The 16,196-nt window shown below is 37.8% G+C and carries 19 protein-coding genes; 13 read left to right on the top strand and 6 right to left on the bottom strand.

Annotated elements, in window-relative coordinates; all coding sequences use genetic code 11:
- The first annotated feature begins 46 nt into the window (after window positions 1-46).
- The 3 genes from AC4BHA_RS12960 to AC4BHA_RS12950 all read left to right on the top strand — a co-directional run bounded on the left by AC4BHA_RS12960 (window position 47) and on the right by AC4BHA_RS12950 (window position 3,109).
- Complete coding sequence (locus tag AC4BHA_RS12960) at window positions 47-1,345, top strand: EAL domain-containing protein (protein WP_066106540.1); 1,299 nt, start codon at window positions 47-49, stop codon at window positions 1,343-1,345.
- Between the two features lie 50 nt (window positions 1,346-1,395).
- The gene (locus tag AC4BHA_RS12955; protein ID WP_066106543.1) at window positions 1,396-1,845 is read left to right on the top strand and encodes a DUF86 domain-containing protein; all 450 of its coding nucleotides are present in this window, start codon (window positions 1,396-1,398) and stop codon (window positions 1,843-1,845) included.
- Between the two features lie 499 nt (window positions 1,846-2,344).
- Window positions 2,345-3,109, top strand: a complete 765-nt coding sequence (locus AC4BHA_RS12950) for a TIGR01457 family HAD-type hydrolase (protein ID WP_066106910.1) — start codon at window positions 2,345-2,347, stop codon at window positions 3,107-3,109.
- A 59-nt stretch (window positions 3,110-3,168) separates the two neighbouring features.
- Here AC4BHA_RS12950 and AC4BHA_RS12945 read toward each other — a convergent pair whose 3' ends face one another.
- Window positions 3,169-3,666: a phosphatidylglycerophosphatase A family protein gene (locus tag AC4BHA_RS12945; protein ID WP_066106546.1), complete on the bottom strand. Its 498-nt coding sequence runs from the start codon at window positions 3,664-3,666 to the stop codon at window positions 3,169-3,171.
- Window positions 3,667-4,078: 412 nt separating this feature from the next.
- Here AC4BHA_RS12945 and AC4BHA_RS12940 point away from each other — a divergent pair, with 412 nt between their 5' ends.
- From AC4BHA_RS12940 to thrB, 3 genes are read left to right on the top strand one after another with little or no spacing between them, the layout of a single operon-like run.
- Complete coding sequence (locus tag AC4BHA_RS12940; protein ID WP_175354291.1) at window positions 4,079-5,371, top strand: homoserine dehydrogenase; 1,293 nt, start codon at window positions 4,079-4,081, stop codon at window positions 5,369-5,371.
- A gap of 1 nt (window position 5,372) precedes the next feature.
- A complete protein-coding gene (gene thrC / locus AC4BHA_RS12935) occupies window positions 5,373-6,434 on the top strand; it encodes a threonine synthase (protein WP_066106550.1) in 1,062 nt (353 codons plus the stop codon).
- Window positions 6,431-7,342 carry a homoserine kinase gene (thrB, locus tag AC4BHA_RS12930; RefSeq protein ID WP_066106554.1) on the top strand — a complete coding sequence of 304 codons (912 nt, stop codon included), beginning with the start codon at window positions 6,431-6,433 and terminating at the stop codon, window positions 7,340-7,342. Before thrC ends, thrB begins: the two co-directional genes overlap by 4 nt.
- A 52-nt stretch (window positions 7,343-7,394) precedes the next feature.
- On the opposite strand, the gene AC4BHA_RS12925 is transcribed toward thrB, so the two are convergent.
- Window positions 7,395-7,631, bottom strand: a complete 237-nt coding sequence (locus AC4BHA_RS12925) for a NifU family protein (RefSeq protein ID WP_066106557.1) — start codon at window positions 7,629-7,631, stop codon at window positions 7,395-7,397.
- A 102-nt stretch (window positions 7,632-7,733) separates the two neighbouring features.
- Between AC4BHA_RS12925 and AC4BHA_RS12920 the strand changes: the two genes are divergently transcribed.
- Window positions 7,734-8,096 (top strand): YuzD family protein, encoded by a 363-nt coding sequence (locus tag AC4BHA_RS12920; protein WP_139892277.1) that lies wholly within the window; start codon window positions 7,734-7,736, stop codon window positions 8,094-8,096.
- 90 nt (window positions 8,097-8,186) lie between these two features.
- Here the strand turns inward: AC4BHA_RS12920 and AC4BHA_RS12915 are convergent, their stop codons facing one another.
- The gene (locus AC4BHA_RS12915; RefSeq protein ID WP_066106563.1) at window positions 8,187-9,257 is read right to left on the bottom strand and encodes an NAD(P)/FAD-dependent oxidoreductase; all 1,071 of its coding nucleotides are present in this window, start codon (window positions 9,255-9,257) and stop codon (window positions 8,187-8,189) included.
- 345 nt (window positions 9,258-9,602) lie between these two features.
- On the opposite strand from AC4BHA_RS12915, the gene AC4BHA_RS12910 reads away from it, so the two are divergent.
- On the top strand, window positions 9,603-9,839 hold the full coding sequence (locus AC4BHA_RS12910; RefSeq protein ID WP_066106566.1) for a YuzB family protein: 237 nt from the start codon (window positions 9,603-9,605) through the stop codon (window positions 9,837-9,839).
- Window positions 9,840-9,903: 64 nt separating this feature from the next.
- On the opposite strand, the gene AC4BHA_RS12905 is transcribed toward AC4BHA_RS12910, so the two are convergent.
- A complete protein-coding gene (locus AC4BHA_RS12905; protein WP_066106567.1) occupies window positions 9,904-10,662 on the bottom strand; it encodes a TraR/DksA C4-type zinc finger protein in 759 nt (252 codons plus the stop codon).
- A 262-nt stretch (window positions 10,663-10,924) separates the two neighbouring features.
- Here AC4BHA_RS12905 and AC4BHA_RS12900 point away from each other — a divergent pair, with 262 nt between their 5' ends.
- Complete coding sequence (locus AC4BHA_RS12900) at window positions 10,925-11,290, top strand: HesB/IscA family protein (RefSeq protein WP_066106916.1); 366 nt, start codon at window positions 10,925-10,927, stop codon at window positions 11,288-11,290.
- A gap of 175 nt (window positions 11,291-11,465) precedes the next feature.
- On the opposite strand, the gene AC4BHA_RS12895 is transcribed toward AC4BHA_RS12900, so the two are convergent.
- Both AC4BHA_RS12895 and AC4BHA_RS12890 read right to left on the bottom strand, forming a co-directional pair.
- Window positions 11,466-12,098: an NAD(P)H-binding protein gene (locus AC4BHA_RS12895; RefSeq protein WP_066106570.1), complete on the bottom strand. Its 633-nt coding sequence runs from the start codon at window positions 12,096-12,098 to the stop codon at window positions 11,466-11,468.
- A gap of 213 nt (window positions 12,099-12,311) precedes the next feature.
- A complete protein-coding gene (locus AC4BHA_RS12890; RefSeq protein WP_066106573.1) occupies window positions 12,312-13,310 on the bottom strand; it encodes an NAD(P)/FAD-dependent oxidoreductase in 999 nt (332 codons plus the stop codon).
- 299 nt (window positions 13,311-13,609) lie between these two features.
- Between AC4BHA_RS12890 and AC4BHA_RS12885 the strand changes: the two genes are divergently transcribed.
- The 4 genes from AC4BHA_RS12885 to AC4BHA_RS12870 all read left to right on the top strand — a co-directional run bounded on the left by AC4BHA_RS12885 (window position 13,610) and on the right by AC4BHA_RS12870 (window position 16,089).
- On the top strand, window positions 13,610-14,827 hold the full coding sequence (locus tag AC4BHA_RS12885; RefSeq protein WP_225983739.1) for an NAD(P)/FAD-dependent oxidoreductase: 1,218 nt from the start codon (window positions 13,610-13,612) through the stop codon (window positions 14,825-14,827).
- Window positions 14,828-14,925: 98 nt separating this feature from the next.
- Complete coding sequence (locus tag AC4BHA_RS12880; protein ID WP_175354297.1) at window positions 14,926-15,405, top strand: NUDIX hydrolase; 480 nt, start codon at window positions 14,926-14,928, stop codon at window positions 15,403-15,405.
- Between the two features lie 150 nt (window positions 15,406-15,555).
- Window positions 15,556-15,678 (top strand): YuiA family protein, encoded by a 123-nt coding sequence (locus AC4BHA_RS12875; protein WP_175354293.1) that lies wholly within the window; start codon window positions 15,556-15,558, stop codon window positions 15,676-15,678.
- Between the two features lie 87 nt (window positions 15,679-15,765).
- On the top strand, window positions 15,766-16,089 hold the full coding sequence (locus AC4BHA_RS12870) for a YuiB family protein (protein ID WP_066106581.1): 324 nt from the start codon (window positions 15,766-15,768) through the stop codon (window positions 16,087-16,089).
- The last annotated feature ends 107 nt before the right edge of the window (window positions 16,090-16,196 follow it).

Below are 16,196 nucleotides of genomic sequence, written 5' to 3'. Positions count from 1 at the left end.
TCTAATGTTAAATCCCAACTATGCTTTTGTGAGAGGATTGTGTAATATGGTTCATTCCTATAATGGAGGAACAAAATGGAGTAAGTGGATGTCCATTTTTCTTCTTGATTCGAGACTTCTGTTCTATCCTCCGAAATTTACAATAAGAAACCCAATTGTATCAAGGATAAAAAAAGCATTTGGAAATCAAGGTGAAATTGCAATTGTTGTATTTCATATTAGCAAAATGGATGAATTAAAGGAAATGGCTGGTGAGCAAGCCTATTACTCCTTCTTTCATGATTTAAAAAAAGAATTTGAAATAGCTATTAAAAAATATATTTACAGAACAAATATTATGGGAGTACAAGATTTTAATCAGGATAGCATTGTCTTGTATGTAAGGAGTCCTTTGTGCACACCAGGAACTGACCAGTTGGATAATATAATAGGGAATATACACCAGTCAGTACAGGAATCTGACATATATAGATATTCGCCAATTGAGCTTACAATCGGACGTGGATATATGTACTGTGACCGGACCTATATAAATATTGAAACAACGGTTAATCGGGCCTTTGTTTTAGCTCATTCCATGGCTCGTAATGAGGTGGAGCCAGATTATAATGATATGATTCATCAGCTTACTGGTATTATCCATGATAAATCGATTCGCTTGATGTCACAGGCTATCTTAGAAGTAGAAACGGGTAAGGTTAAAGCATGGGAAATGCTATCAAGAGGACCGTCCGGAACGAAGCTTGAAAATCCGTTAACGTTATTTGCAGTCGCTAAACAAACTGGCAGATTGTTTACTCTTGAAATGATTGTGTTGGAAAAGGTATTTCAACACATCCAAATGACGGATATAGAGGGTGATATCTATATCAATTTTACACCAATAACAATGGGAGAACGTAATTTTCCTGGCCATGTAGAGATGTTATTAAAAAAATATGAGATTGACCCATCCGTGGTAGTGTTTGAAATAACCGAGAGAGATTCGATTGAAGGAGTTCATCTATTAAGATCAAATGTCAGCTATTTACGTTCACTTGGAATTAGAATAGCTATTGATGATACAGGAGCTGGCTATGCAAGTTTGCATATTATAGGAGAAGTATTGCCGGATATCATAAAAATCGATCGTACAGTTATACAAAATATTCATTCAAACCGTGTGAAAGAATCTATGCTTAAGGGTCTGCTGCTCATTGCTAAAGAAACGGGTTCTCTTGTTGTTGCAGAAGGAATAGAAAATGAAGATGAGGCTATGGTGATGGTACGGAATAAGGTAGACCTTGCTCAGGGTTATTTTTATGGGAGACCCCAATTTCTTGAACTTTCATTAGCAACCATTTAAGCTTAAAAATGGATAGTATATGTGGTGAGATTGATGAGGAGGAATACAGGATGTACTTCGTAGATCGAGAAGCAATTGAGGATAAACTGCTTTATTTAGAAACTCAGACAAATCTTCTGAAAAGTAAAGGAGAATGGACTGAGTCTACTATTGAGAAACTGGCATTAGAGCGTATCTTTCAAACCATCATTGATGCCGTTCTGGATGTAGGGAATTCAATGATAGATGGTTTTATTATGAGAGATCCAGGCAGCTATGAAGACATAATCGATATCCTGCTGGATGAAAAAGTGATTGATTCAGCGATGGAGATTGATTTAAAAACATTGCTCCCATACAGGAAAGAACTCGTGCAAGCCTACACAGCTATTCATCACGGGCAACTGCAAAAAGCAGTATATGAAAATTTGAACACTATTCAACAATTCCCTGCATGTATAAGAAGCTATATTGAAACTGAATTAGGTGTCGTAACAGCTTTTAAACCATATGATAAATGATACGTACATAAACGATGAGCCAATATGCTTATCGTTTTTTTAATGATTGTGATAATCGTTTGAGTTAGACATTTTGGGTACTTTTGAATTTTAAATACCCTGATAAAAGAAGGTGCTATGATGGAAATCTGGAACTTAACTGAAAATCCTGTAGGTAATACTTATCAGCAATTATTAGAAGTCTTATGTGATTACTCGGACACATTCTATTTTGTAACACGGAAAGAATTAACTTATAAACAAGAAATACTTGAACAATTTTGCATGGTTCACCTGTACTACACATGAGGAGTTCGGTGGATTTTCCATTCGTTCGGAATTTTATAGGAAGTTAATTGGCCAAATAGAAAGCTTAAAAGTAGAAAAAGAGGATTAAACTACTTGGGTATGTCCTAATTAGCATCAGGAGATAATTAGACGGGCTTCCGCTTTTCGATTGAATGCTACTGTGGTAAAGTAAATGAAGTAAATCTAACACGTCCAGGAGAGAACAATGCGTATGAAAAAGTATAAAGGTTATTTAATTGATTTAGATGGAACAATGTATAAGGGAACAGAACGAATTTTGGAGGCTGTCCATTTTGTGCAGGAACTAAAAAGACAAGAGATTCCTTATTTATTTGTAACGAATAATTCATCACGTACTCCTGAGCAGGTAGCTGAAAAGCTGCGCCAATTTGACATTCCTGCTACAGGGGAACAAGTTTTTACAACAAGTATGGCTACAGCAAATTATATATATGAGAAAAAACAAGATGCATCTGTTTTCATTATTGGGGAAGACGGTATCATTGAAGCCTGTAAAGAAAAAGGATTTACCTTTAAGAATGAAGATGCTGATTTTGTGATTACTGGAATTGATCGTGGAATTACATATGAAAAATTATCGGTTGCCTGTCTTGCAGTCCGTAATGGAGCAACATTCATTTCTACCAATGCTGATATTGCCATTCCAACTGAGAGAGGGCTCTTACCAGGTAATGGATCATTAACTTCTGTTGTTACTGTGTCTACTCAAACGGAGCCTATATTTATCGGAAAGCCTGAATCAATCATTATGGAACAGGCGATGAAGGTGCTGGGTGTCTCTAAAGAAGAGACGTTGATGGTTGGAGATAACTATGATACGGATATTATGGCTGGTATGAATGCTGGGGTTGATACATTGCTTGTTCATACTGGTGTTACGACCAGAGAACATTTAAAAGGCTATGACCGCAAGCCAACTTATACAATTGATTCATTGGATCAATGGACTATTTAATCTAAAAAAAGGCTCACAACTCATGATTAATTCTCGAGTGTGAGCCTTCTTTAATGATTTTACTCCACGTTTTCAATACGGTGTGCCAGCCGGCTAGAGGCAGCAGCTGCGATGGCGCCGACAATATCATCTAGAAAGGTATGACATTCTCCGGTTGATTTATCATTTAATCGCTTCAGGATACCGGGCTTAAGTTTATCTACATATCCATAGTTGGTAAAGCCAATGGAGCCATATACATTAACAATGCTTAATGCAAGAATCTCATCCACGCCATACAAACCTTCATCGACACCAATAATGGATTGTATTGGTTCCTCCAATAAGCCCTTTTCAGCTAACATATCTAATTGAATGCCGGTTAAAATGGCATTTTGAACCTCGCGTTTTGAAAGTACGCGTTCCACGTTGTAAATACAATCTTCCAATTGCAAATCATCATGGTATTTATGCTGGAGATACATAACTAATTCACCGATATCTTTTACCGATACGCCGCGATCCATTAGCCATTGTCTTGCAGTCTGTTCCGTTTTATCAATCGATTTATCTTTCATTAAGTGTACACCGACTTCCATTTATAATACGTACAAATAGTGGTTGATGAGCATATTAAAAGGCCTTCTTCCTTATCGGCTAATCATCTATCCTTGCAATCTTTGTAAAATCCATATCGCTTTAATTATGAAATATTCTTCTTTTTATATCTTAGTAAGCATGCTAATAAGAGGTGATTATTTGCTGAATAAAATTTGTATCATAAGAAGACACCCATTTAGTATGCGGAGAAGAATTTACTTTGCTTATGGTTCAAATATATTTTTAGAATATTGTGTATAATAGAACGATAGGGTAAAATTATTTTAATTTTTAATTAATTTAATATTGTAAACGGTTATGTTTATATTTATAATGTCTTCTATACATAAACAAATGTATTTTTGTAGTAGACAAAAAGGGGGAGATAGGGTGAAACCAATTACAATTGGATTACTGGGACTGGGAACTGTCGGAACAGGTGTGGTACAAATCATTCAGAATCACCAGGAAAAACTGACGCATCAGGTTGGTTGCCCGGTAGAGATTAAAAGAATCCTTGTTAAAGATAAATATAAAGATAGAGCAATGGATGTATCATCCGAACTTTTAACGACTTCCGCAACAGACATCATCTCTGATCCTGAAATAGATATCGTTATTGAGGTAATAGGCGGTGTGGAAGATACTTACTTGTTGCTGATGCAGGCTTTAAATAATAAAAAACATATAGTAACAGCTAATAAAGATCTGATGGCAGTCTATGGACCGGATTTATTGCGTACTGCTTCAGAGAATGGCTGTGATTTATTTTATGAGGCAAGTGTAGCTGGGGGTATCCCTATTTTACGAAGCTTGGTAGATGGACTTGCATCAGATCATATTACAAAAATAATGGGCATTGTAAATGGTACTACGAATTATATTATGACGAAAATGACCAAGGAAAAAGTCTCTTATCAGGAAGCGTTAAAAGAAGCACAGGATCTTGGCTTTGCTGAAGCAGATCCAACTGCCGATGTAGAAGGCTTAGATGCAGCAAGAAAGATGGCGATTCTGGCAACCTTGGGCTTTTCAATGAATATTGGATTGGAAGATGTGAAGGTACAGGGGATTACAACTGTTTCTGATGCGGACCTAGCGCTCTGCAAAAGGCTTGGATACACTATGAAGCTGCTTGGGTTTGCCAATCGAACCGAAAATAAAGTGGAGGTGAGCGTCCAGCCCACCCTTTTACCGGAGGAACATCCTCTTGCTACCGTAAATGACGAATATAATGCGGTGTATGTATATGGGGAGGCAGTTGGTGAGACCATGTTTTACGGACCTGGAGCCGGCAGTCTGCCAACAGCAACAGCAGTAGTATCGGATCTTGTTGCCATCATGAAAAATATGAGGCTGGATGTAAATGGGCGAAGTGCAGTTATACCTCAATTTGATAAAAAATTAAAAACGAATGAAGAAATTAATAGCAAATTTTTTCTGCGGATTCATGTGAAGGATGAAGTTGGTGTTTTTGCACAGCTAACTGCTATTTTTGCTAACCATGGAATAAGCTTTGAGAAAATCATGCAGCTGCCAATTAAGGTCAACGAATTATCGGAAATTGTACTTGTATCACATAAGGCTCCAGTGGCTAATTTTGAAAACGTATTGCGTGAGCTGGAAACCAATGAAAAAGTTTACTCCATAAAAAGTACGTATCGAGTTGAAGGGGGAGCATAGAATGAGCTGGAATGGGTTACTGCAGGAATTTAAAGAATTTTTACCGGTGAATAACCAGACCCCGAATTTAAGTCTGTTGGAGGGGAATACGCCGTTAATTCGCTGTCATAATCTTTCAAAGGAGTTGGGGATTGATTTATATGTTAAATATGAAGGTGCCAATCCAACAGGCTCCTTTAAAGATCGGGGAATGGTGATGGCAGTAGCAAAAGCCATAGAAGAAGGCAGTGATACGATTATATGTGCTTCAACCGGCAATACATCCGCTGCAGCTGCAGCCTACGCAGCCCGATCCGGGCTACGCTGCATTGTTGTTATTCCTGATGGGAAAATTGCCATGGGTAAGTTAGCTCAGGCAGTTATGTATGGAGCCGAAATCTATGCCATTAAAGGGAACTTCGATCAGGCATTGGCTATGGTCCGCTCCATCAGTGCCAAATTTCCCATCACACTTGTCAATTCGGTGAATCCTTACAGAATTGAAGGGCAAAAAACGGCTGCTTTTGAGATATGTAAACAATTGGGTAAGGCCCCTGATGTGCTCGCAATACCGGTTGGAAATGCCGGTAATATTACAGCGTATTGGAAAGGGTTTAAGGAATATCATGAGCAATGCCAGAGTGGGCTTCCGGAAATGAGAGGATTCGAAGCGGAAGGTGCGGCTGCGATTGTACATAATCGGGTGTTCGAACAACCAGAAACCATAGCCACTGCGATTCGTATCGGAAATCCGGCCAGTTGGGAATATGCCGTTGAGGCGGTAAAGGAATCAAACGGAAAAATAGATGAAATCAATGATGATGATATTATCAAGGCTTATCAGTTATTAGCCAGAAAAGAAGGAATATTTGCCGAACCAGCTTCCTGTGCTTCCATTGCAGGTATCTATAAACAATTGCAAACAGGAGAAATAAAGAAGGGACAAACAGTTGTCGCAGTATTAACCGGTAACGGGCTTAAAGACCCAAATACGGCTGTGGAGTACAGTCAAATACAACCAACTGTTATTGAAAACGATGAAGAAGAATTGGTAAGATGCTTTGGCGGTGTAGTCTCATCATGAACCAGCCTGACATGTTGCGTATTAAAATACCGGCAAGTACAGCCAATCTGGGACCGGGATTTGACTCAATTGGAATCGCACTGGGCTTGTATTTGACGATAGAAGCAATGCCATCAGATGAATGGATGGTTATTATCAAATCGGATGAATTAAAGAAAACTCCTTCGGATGAAAGTAATTTTATTGTTCGTATGGCTAAGAAAGCTGCAGCCTATTTTGGGGCAGAAATGCCGGTCTGCAGATTGATGGTGAAAAGTGAAATACCGTTGGCAAGAGGTCTGGGCAGCAGTGCGTCAGCAATTGTAGCGGGACTTGAGCTTGCCAATGTCTTTTGTAATCTGAATTTGAGCAAGGAAGAAAAACTAAGATTTGCGAGTTTAGAGGAAGGGCATCCAGATAATGTGGGTGCATCCATTTACGGTGGCATGATTGTCGGCATTCATAATGATTGTGAATCAACCCTTGTATCATTACCGATTGGGGATGTCGGGGCAATTGTAACGATTCCTCCGTTTGAGTTGAACACTGAAAGAGCACGTGAAGTATTGCCAACTCATCTGTCCCATTCTCAAGCTGTTTCTTCAAGTGCTGCAGCGAACATTTTGGTAGCCGCTGCTGCTACAAATGATTGGAAACTGGTTGGAGAGATGATGGAAAGAGATGATTTCCATGAAAAGTATCGAAGTGAGTTAATGCCTCACTATTCTAGAATTAAACGTTTAGCAAAAGAGGAAGGAGCTTATGGCAGTTCAATCAGCGGTGCCGGGCCAACCATTTTTTCTTTAGCTCCTTCACATTCTGTTCCACTTATTTGTGAACGTCTTAAAGGAGAGTTTCCTGAAATGAATATCCTTCATATTCCAATGGTCAATACGGGTTCTATTATACAACTGACGGATTTAAATTAAAAACAGCGATTCCCCTATAATTGGGGAATCGCTGCTATTTGTGTTTTGATCATTAGAAAACTTGTTCAACTTCAACAACGCCTGGAACTTCTTCAAGAAGTGCACGTTCGATGCCAGCTTTCAATGTGATTGTGGAGCTGGGACAGCTTCCGCAAGCCCCTAAAAGACGTAATTTTACAATTCCATCATCCACATCAACCAGCTCACAGTCGCCGCCGTCGCGAAGAAGAAATGGACGTAATTTATCTAGTACTTCCTGAACTTGCCCAAATAATTCTTGTTCTGCCATGGCTATCGACTCCTTTCCTAATCATATTATAATGATTTTACCTTAAAAAAGCTATCTACATTCCTTAGCTTATAGTTAAAATTTGTTTCCTATATTAAATTTATGTATGATGAAAAGAAAAGCGATAAAATAGGGGGAAAACAGGTGACGGTTGCAAATTTATATGTATACGGAGCCACACAAATATGTGCAAGCTGTGTTGGAATGCCATCATCAAAAGAAACATATGAATGGCTGCAGGCTGCCTTATCGAGAAAATTCCCAAGTCACCCATTAACGATCACATACATCGATATTTTTAACCCACCAGAAGATCCGAAAATTAAAGAAATAGCTGAGAAAGTTGCCGAAGGAGAATATTTTTATCCTTTAGTCATCTTGGACGGGAAAGTAGTCGGAGAAGGAAGCCCTCGATTAAAGGTAATAACTGAAGCTTTACGAGATTACGGATATAAAAGTGAATAATTATTTGGATAAAGCTTGCAGCCTACTTTTAGGGTCTGCAAGCTTGTTTTTTAATAATCGATATATTCGAACCATCAACATAGGGTCCTATTATCCATTATGATACTTGTACATCCACAAAACCCCTGACTTTAACAGCCGCGCCATTCTGCCAGTAATAATAGTACGTTCAGACATTAGCCCGAAACCATGTTTTTTACCAAGGGATCCTAGAATTCCCTTCAGTTTAATTGGAGGGAAGGATTCTGGGAGCGGTTCTCCGGCCCATTTTTTAACCAGTACCTGATAAATTTGTTCACCTTGCCCCTCTGCCAATTGCGCACTTGGGGCATGTCCAAGGCTTGCGCAATCTCCAATGACAAATACATCTGGATAGCCTGGGATGGTGTGCTGGACTGTCAGTTTTATTTTGTTACCGCTGTCTTTTTCAACAGGCAGTTCTCTGACTGGCTGTACTGGCTGAATGCCAGCGGTCCAAACAATGGCATCACATGGAATGGAAACGTCACCATTATAAAGCAGGTTAGGTTCTATCTTAGTAATATTACTATTTGGGACTAAGTCTACACGATGTTCATGAAACCAGCTTTCCACATAATTACTAAGTTTTTTAGGAAATGCTGATAAAATATGGTCATTACGGTCAAAAAGCTTAATATTTAAATCCGGGCGTCCTTCAATCAATTCACTAGCTAGTTCAATTCCGCTTAATCCTCCGCCAATGATGGCAACTACTTTACCTGGTCCGAGGTTATTCAGTGCTTGATAGGTACTGCGAGATTTATCAATAGACTGTATGCTATAGGTATATTCTGCGGCTCCAGGCACATTATGATAATTGTCCTCACAGCCCAGGCCGATAATCAGTTCATCATATGTAAGCGGTTCCTGATCTTTTAATAGAACTTTCTTATTTGATAAATCGATAGAGGATACTTCACCGTACTTGTATTGAATTCTTTCGTGCTGAGGAAATGATACACGAATAGTGTGGTCAGAAATGGAACCAGCGGCAAGCGCATAAAATTCAGTTTTTAAACAATGATAAGGAATTCGATCGACCAAAGTAACATGAATATCTGCGGGAAAATGATGATCAGTGAGCTTGTTAAGTATTCTCATACCACCATACCCACCACCGAGGATGACTAAGTTTTTCATAGAAATGACGACTCCTTTGTTGGGATACAATTTTCTAATTTTAAACTATGCTAGAATACTAAATTCAAAGTAGTGCTATAAAAATATTAAATTATTATAATAGATGTCAATATTGTAAAATTCCATACAAAGTATATCGAAAATAGGAAAAAATAACAACTGAATTGTGTATAATTTGTGAAAAGTCACATTATTACTCCGTTTCGGATGTCCTAATTTAAAAACATTTTCTCTATCACATCTCTCGGCAGATGGAGTATAAAAAGGTAACTGATTCACCTTAATTAATTGACTATTATATCATTTTAGAGTAGGATTTTGGTTGTGCTAAGGGGTGACAATAGTATGAAACCAATAATTGAATTTTGTGTCAGTAATCTTGTCAGCGGTTCACAGGCCGCTATGGAGATTTTAGATAAAGATCCTAATTTGGATGTTATTGAATATGGGTGTCTTAGTTATTGTGGAATTTGCTCTGCCAGTATGTATGCCCTTGTAAATGGAGAAGTCGTAACAGGGGACAGTCCGGAAGAATTAGTAGATCATATTTATGAATATCTGGAAGAGAACCCAATGTTTTAATATAATAAAAAGGGAAGAAATAGGCATACTCTGCTTATTTCTTCCCTATTTTTTGTATAAAGAATTACTCATCATCATTGGTATCTTCAGTATAAGGATCTTCCTCATATGGTTTTAAATCGCCAAAGGATGTCATGATACCTTCTTCATCCAATAAATCCTTTAATTGCTCAAGTTCTGCTGTAGGATAGATTTGAACATTTTTCCCTTCAATATCGTTTCCAGCGAAATTTTCAATATCCTCCACATATCCAATATATTCATCGGAATTTAAATAGACCTGATCATAGTGCTCTTTTGGATCATAATAATCAGATGGGGTATCTGAACTCCCCCACTCCGCAACAGCCTGCCAGGAATCTTCTTCATCAAAGCCATTTACTTCTGTCTCATGCTTTTTTTCATATAATGGATGCAGGACCTGTTCTTCTATTGGACGTTCGTGAGAAACGGTTTGCTCAGTACTGTGCTCGATGCAATAAGTGGTAGATGGTATTGCTTGAAGCCGCTCAAAAGGGATGTCTTTACCGCATACTTCACATTTACCATAGGTTCCTTGTTCAATTGCCTGTAAAGCTCTATTTACCTGATTAAGTTCATTCTCAAAATGTTCATTTAAGGCTAGGTCTTTACCACGTTCATATAGCTCAGTGGCGGTATCCGCAGGATGGTTATCATATGTAGAGAGTTCTCCTACATAATTATAAAAATTTTCATCTTCCCCTATGCCAAAATGATTATTCAGGGAAATGTGATGTTCAAGTTCCTTTTTTTCATCTGCTAATTTTGATTGAAGATTGGATTGTTGTTCGGAAGAAAGCATCAAGGAAACTCCTTTCAATTTCGTCTTTCTATTTTCTTTCATTCCGCTGCTGTTTATGTAAAAAATATTAATTAATCTTTTGGATAAAATAATATAGTCATTTAGGTAAAGTGTTATTTAAAAGCGTATATCTTATTCAAAAACGTGCGAACAGCAGCATATTATGGGCAGTTTTAAGGTTGAGAGGACACCGGTTAATGTATATACTAATAAATAGAGGATTTAATTTCCTTCTAACTTTTTATAAGGGGGAAGTATGGTAATGAATAATGATGTCATTATTGTAACAGAAGCAGCAGCTTTTCAAATAAATACGATGATAAAAGAAAGCGGGGAAGATCAGCCATATTTGCGTGTTTCCGTCCATGGTGGAGGGTGCAGCGGTTTATCGTATGGCATGAACTTTGAGCAAAAAAAACAAGATAGTGATATTGAAACCATACAGCATGAAATTCATTTTCTTGTGAATAAAGAGGACGCGCCTATCCTGACTGGAACGCGTATAGACTATAAACAATCGATGCTCGGCGGAGGTTTTACGATTGATAATCCGAATGCCATTGCCACATGTGGTTGTGGGTCTTCATTTCGTACAGCTAAAGTTACGGGTAATCCAGAGCAATGTTAAACTAACAAATCAATACTGATTTAGTTGGAATTCCTTCTTTAAACAGATGCGATCAAAAAGGTATCTATTGAGAAGGAATTTTTTATATGAGACTAAGGCATTTTAAGGTTCCTGCTAAATACAAAAATAACCTCTCCCAATAAGAGCGGGGAGAGGGAGACTAGTTGTTTTTATATTACACTTCAGCCAAGGCTTCCTTAATAGGAAAAGGGCCTTCAATACAATAAAATTTCTTATTAAAAGTCGTATCTATTTCTAATGTATCAACTAAAACCTGTGCAACTTCATTACGTGAAATCATTCCATCATCATCGATAGATTCTGCCGCCAGTATTTTAAATGTGCCATCAGAATCAATCATTTTGCCTGGACGGACAATTGTATACTTTAACCTACTGGATCCAGTTAAATAATTCTCCGTCATCCTTGTTTCCTCCAATAAGGAATAAAGAACACATGGTGCTTCATCCGGTTTGTCAGCATAAACGGAGCTTAGCATGACGAAGCGCTCTATGCCCGCTTTTTCACACTCACGTATAAAGTGGATAGCTCCGTGCTGTGTTACATGGGAGATCGTATCATGAATACTAGGATTTGTTACATCGACTGCGTAAATAACTGCGTGCATGCCCTCCAATTGGAGAGAATCGGTTATTTCTCCGAACATGGGTTCAGCACCAAGACTTCTAACTAATGAAGCAAGATTTTCATCATGTACTAAACAGTATGCCTGATGAGAAGACTTATTCAAAAGCTCAAGTACTCGCTGGCCTGTGCGATTGTTTGCACCGACTATTAACACATTCATTGTAATCACCTCACTAGTAACTCATACCCGCTTCATAGGGGGCCTGACTCTGGTATTTACTAGTACGTAAGGGAAGAATTTGTATACATACAAAGAGGGAAGGTTGGGTTCTAAAAAAAGAAGGAATTCAGAATGTGTTAGCATAGGAGCTTACATCCTGAATTCCTTTATTTATTCTGCATGGCGCGTCTTGACCAGTTTTAATTCAATAAATCAATCCTTAAACATACTTGTACTGTGAAGGGGCTGGATTCTTGCTTTAGGATCCATATATGCTTTTGCATTGTTAATAGCCGTAGGAGCTTCACCAAATCCACAGGCAATTAGCTTCACTTTCCCATCATATGTGCAAATATCTCCTGCTGCATATATACCAGGTATATTAGTTTCCATTTTGCTATTCACAATGATGGAATTTTTCTCGATATTAAGTCCCCACTCTTTAATAGGTCCAAGTGAAGAAACAAAGCCAAACGTAACTAATACGTCATCAACATCAATCGTTTCTTTATGATCCCCGGTTGCATCATCCAACACGATTTGTTTAATGGATTCCCCATCGCCAACTAATTCAGATGGTATATATGGAGTCTTTATGATTACACTTGAATTTTTAAGATTTTCCACACTATGTTCATGGGCACGGAATTTATCCCGGCGATGAACAAGGGTTACTTCCTCGGCGATAGGCTCAAGCATTAATGCCCAGTCTACTGCAGAGTCCCCTCCGCCACATACGACGACTTTTTTACCGGCAAATTTATTTAAATCATCAACAAAATAATGAAGATTTTTCCCTTCATAATTAGACGCATTTTCAAGTTCAAGGCGCCTTGGCTGGAATGCTCCATTACCGGCTGTGATGATGATCGTGTTTGAATAATGAACTTCCTTATCGGTTGTTACTTTAAAAACGCCATCTGCCTGTTTTTCAACATTCTCGACAGCTTGTTCAAGGCAAATGGTTGGATCGAACTTAGCCATTTGTTCCTTTAGGTTATTAACTAATTCTTGAGCGAGTATTTTGGGAAAACCCGCTACATCATAAATATATTTCTCGGGATAGAGTGCGGATAATTGTCCGCCTAGCTGGGGCAGACTTTCGATGATTTTCACTGAGGCTTGCCTCATACCACCATAGAAAGCAGTGAACAATCCTACAGGTCCTCCACCTATGATCGTTACGTCATATACTTTTTGATCTTCTTTCACTTGATTACCCCCTATATTGTAAATAAATCTTTAATAAATAGTACCATATATCTTGGTATAACGTTCCTCTAAAGGATATGTGTGTATATAAAGATAATAAGAGTAAATATTCAAAAAAGTCAAAGGTAATACCGTTACTTATTTTTTTATCCTTTTTATATCCAGCGCTTGAAAAAATAACCAAAAGAGAATATAGTAATCTATAGCGAAATGTTAATATTTTGTGACATTTTTGACGTGATATACGTGAATGATATCACAAGATGTTTGAATTTTTATATCATATAAAAAAGGTGGACGTGATACTAGTGAAAAAGCCTCAAATTGTTATTCTAGGAGCCGGTTATGGCGGATTGTTAACAGCTAAGCGTTTGCAAAATAAAATTAATGTGAATGAAGCTGAAATTACACTAATTAATAAGCATCGTTATCATTATGAAACAACTTGGCTGCATGAAGCGTCTGCGGGTACCATACATCACAATAAAGTACGCTATGATATTAGCAGTATCATTGATCGTAATAAGGTAGCCATGATTGAAGATACCGTTGTAGAAATAAAAAAAGATGAGAAAGTGATAGTTTGCGAGAATGGCACTGTTTCATATGATTATTTAGTGGTTGCTTTAGGTGCTGAATCTGAAACATTTGGTATTGAAGGATTAAAGGAATATGCATTCAGTATTTCCAGTGTGAATAAAGCACGTCATATTCGTGAACATATTGATTATCAGTTCTCCCAATACCAAACGGATAAAAAGGAAGAAAGACTGACCATTATAGTAGGCGGTGCTGGATTTACAGGTATTGAATTTATTGGAGAGCTTGCTAATCGTATGCCGGCTCTTTGTGAAGAATATGATGTTGATCCTAATAAAGCACGTATTATTTGTGTAGAAGCAGCACCTACAGCATTGCCAGGCTTTGATCCGGAGCTTGTACAATATGCTGTTGCACGATTGGAGAAAAAAGGTGTTGAGTTTATGATTGGTACACCAGTCAAAGGCTGCACGGAAGAGGGAATTCTGGTCGGAAAAGGCGAAGACGATACAGAATTAATAAAAGCCGGTACAGTTATCTGGGCAGCGGGTGTCAGAGGAAGCAGTATCATTGAAAAGTCAGGTATTGAGGCGATGCGCGGCCGTGTGAAAGTGGAGCCTACTTTGCAGGCGCCCGGTCTTGAAAATGTTTTTGTCATTGGAGATTGTGCGTTAATCATTAATGAAGAGATTAATCGTCCTTACCCGCCAACAGCACAAATTTCTATGCAGCAGGCAGAAGTTTGCTCCGAAAATATTGCTGCCCTTATTCGAGGAGAGAAAATGAAAGATTTCGTATTTGAACCAAAAGGCACTGTATGTTCACTTGGGGATGATGATGCTATTGGAGTCGTTTTTGGCAAAAAATTAAAAGGTACAAAAGCAGCTGCGATGAAAAAAATCATTGATAATCGTGCCTTATACATGATGGGTGGCTTGCCGCTTCTCATGAAAAAGGGTAAATTTAAATTAATTTAATAAAGGTATAATATAGTTTGAAAGAAAGCTGTCCGATTATACTCGAGACAGCTTTTTGTATAGATAATAAAAAAAATCTAGGAAAAGGTGCTCATATGATAGAAAGAAGCAAATATGTCTGGTTAGGTGTAGCAGGATTGGTCGTAACAAAGGATGGCAGATGGCTTGTTGTGAAGAAGTCTTATGGCGGTTTAAAAGGGAAATGGTCATTGCCGGCGGGTTTTGTACAGCCGGGAGAAACAGCAGATGAAGCAGTGGTTAGAGAGATTAAAGAAGAGACGGGGATTGAGACGAAAATCATTGGATTATTTGGTCTTAGAACAGGTGTTATACGTAATGAGATCAGTGATAATATGCTGCTATTTTTATTGGAACCAATTTCCGGAGAGATTTCGATACAAAAAACTGAATTATTGGATGTTGCTTTTATGGACCAGGAGACAATTAAAAAGGATCCGGACAGTTCATTGTTATTGACGGAGTTAAATGATAAGCATGCATCCCTTCATAAGAAACCGCTTGAAGGAATCAATCCTGGGGATGTCTTTCAATACACCGCTTATAAATTATTTATATAATTTATAAGCGGTGTATAAGGGAGTATTTAAAAGGAAATTTAACTTGTATACGCTTACATTAAATTACTGAGTCTTTTGGGGTGCTTTTCATTTACCAAATTTTCTGTTATATTATCAGAAAATTCAATTAAATTAGGGGTTGATCATATTATGAATCAAAAAGCCTATCAGTGCCCGTATTGCTATGGAAAGGGATATTTTCAATTATTGCTTGGAGGATCTGAAACATGCTCATGTTGCGGAGGAAGTGGTAAAACAAAAAACACTAAATAAATGTTATTTTTCAAAAACAACCCAATTGACGAAAATTATTCCATCCTATAAACTTACTTTTGTACGACTAAGGGGGAGTTATAGAGAATGGGCATGTCAATTCCGGTTGTAATTATATCAGTTGTATTGTTCTTTATTCTTTTTTTCGGATTGGGCTTTATTTTAAATATGTTATTTAGAAAGACATGGATTATGGCCGTTATTTATCCTTTGGCAGCATTATATTTTATTAACAGTGTTAAGTTAACGGAGTACTTTGTAAATCCATCTTCTAGCTTTCAATCATTAAAAGAGCATTTATTCAATCTTGCCTCTGCAGATGCAATTATCCTAGCCGCAGGTTTAGCAGGGTCGATTGTTTCAGGTATCGTTATAAGAATACTTCGTACCATGGGATACAGAATGTTTTAACCCTTTTCGAGCAATCGTTAAAGGGTTTTTTATTTGAAAAAATATAGATAGTTCTGAAAAACGAATAGATAATCTGGTATTGGGAAAAATGGTTTGTGTGAAAGGAG

The sequence above is a fragment of the Pradoshia sp. Z3_51 genome, assembly GCF_058215915.1.
The sequence above is the reverse complement of the archived record's forward strand: the minus strand, read 5'-3'. Positions and strand labels throughout refer to the sequence as shown.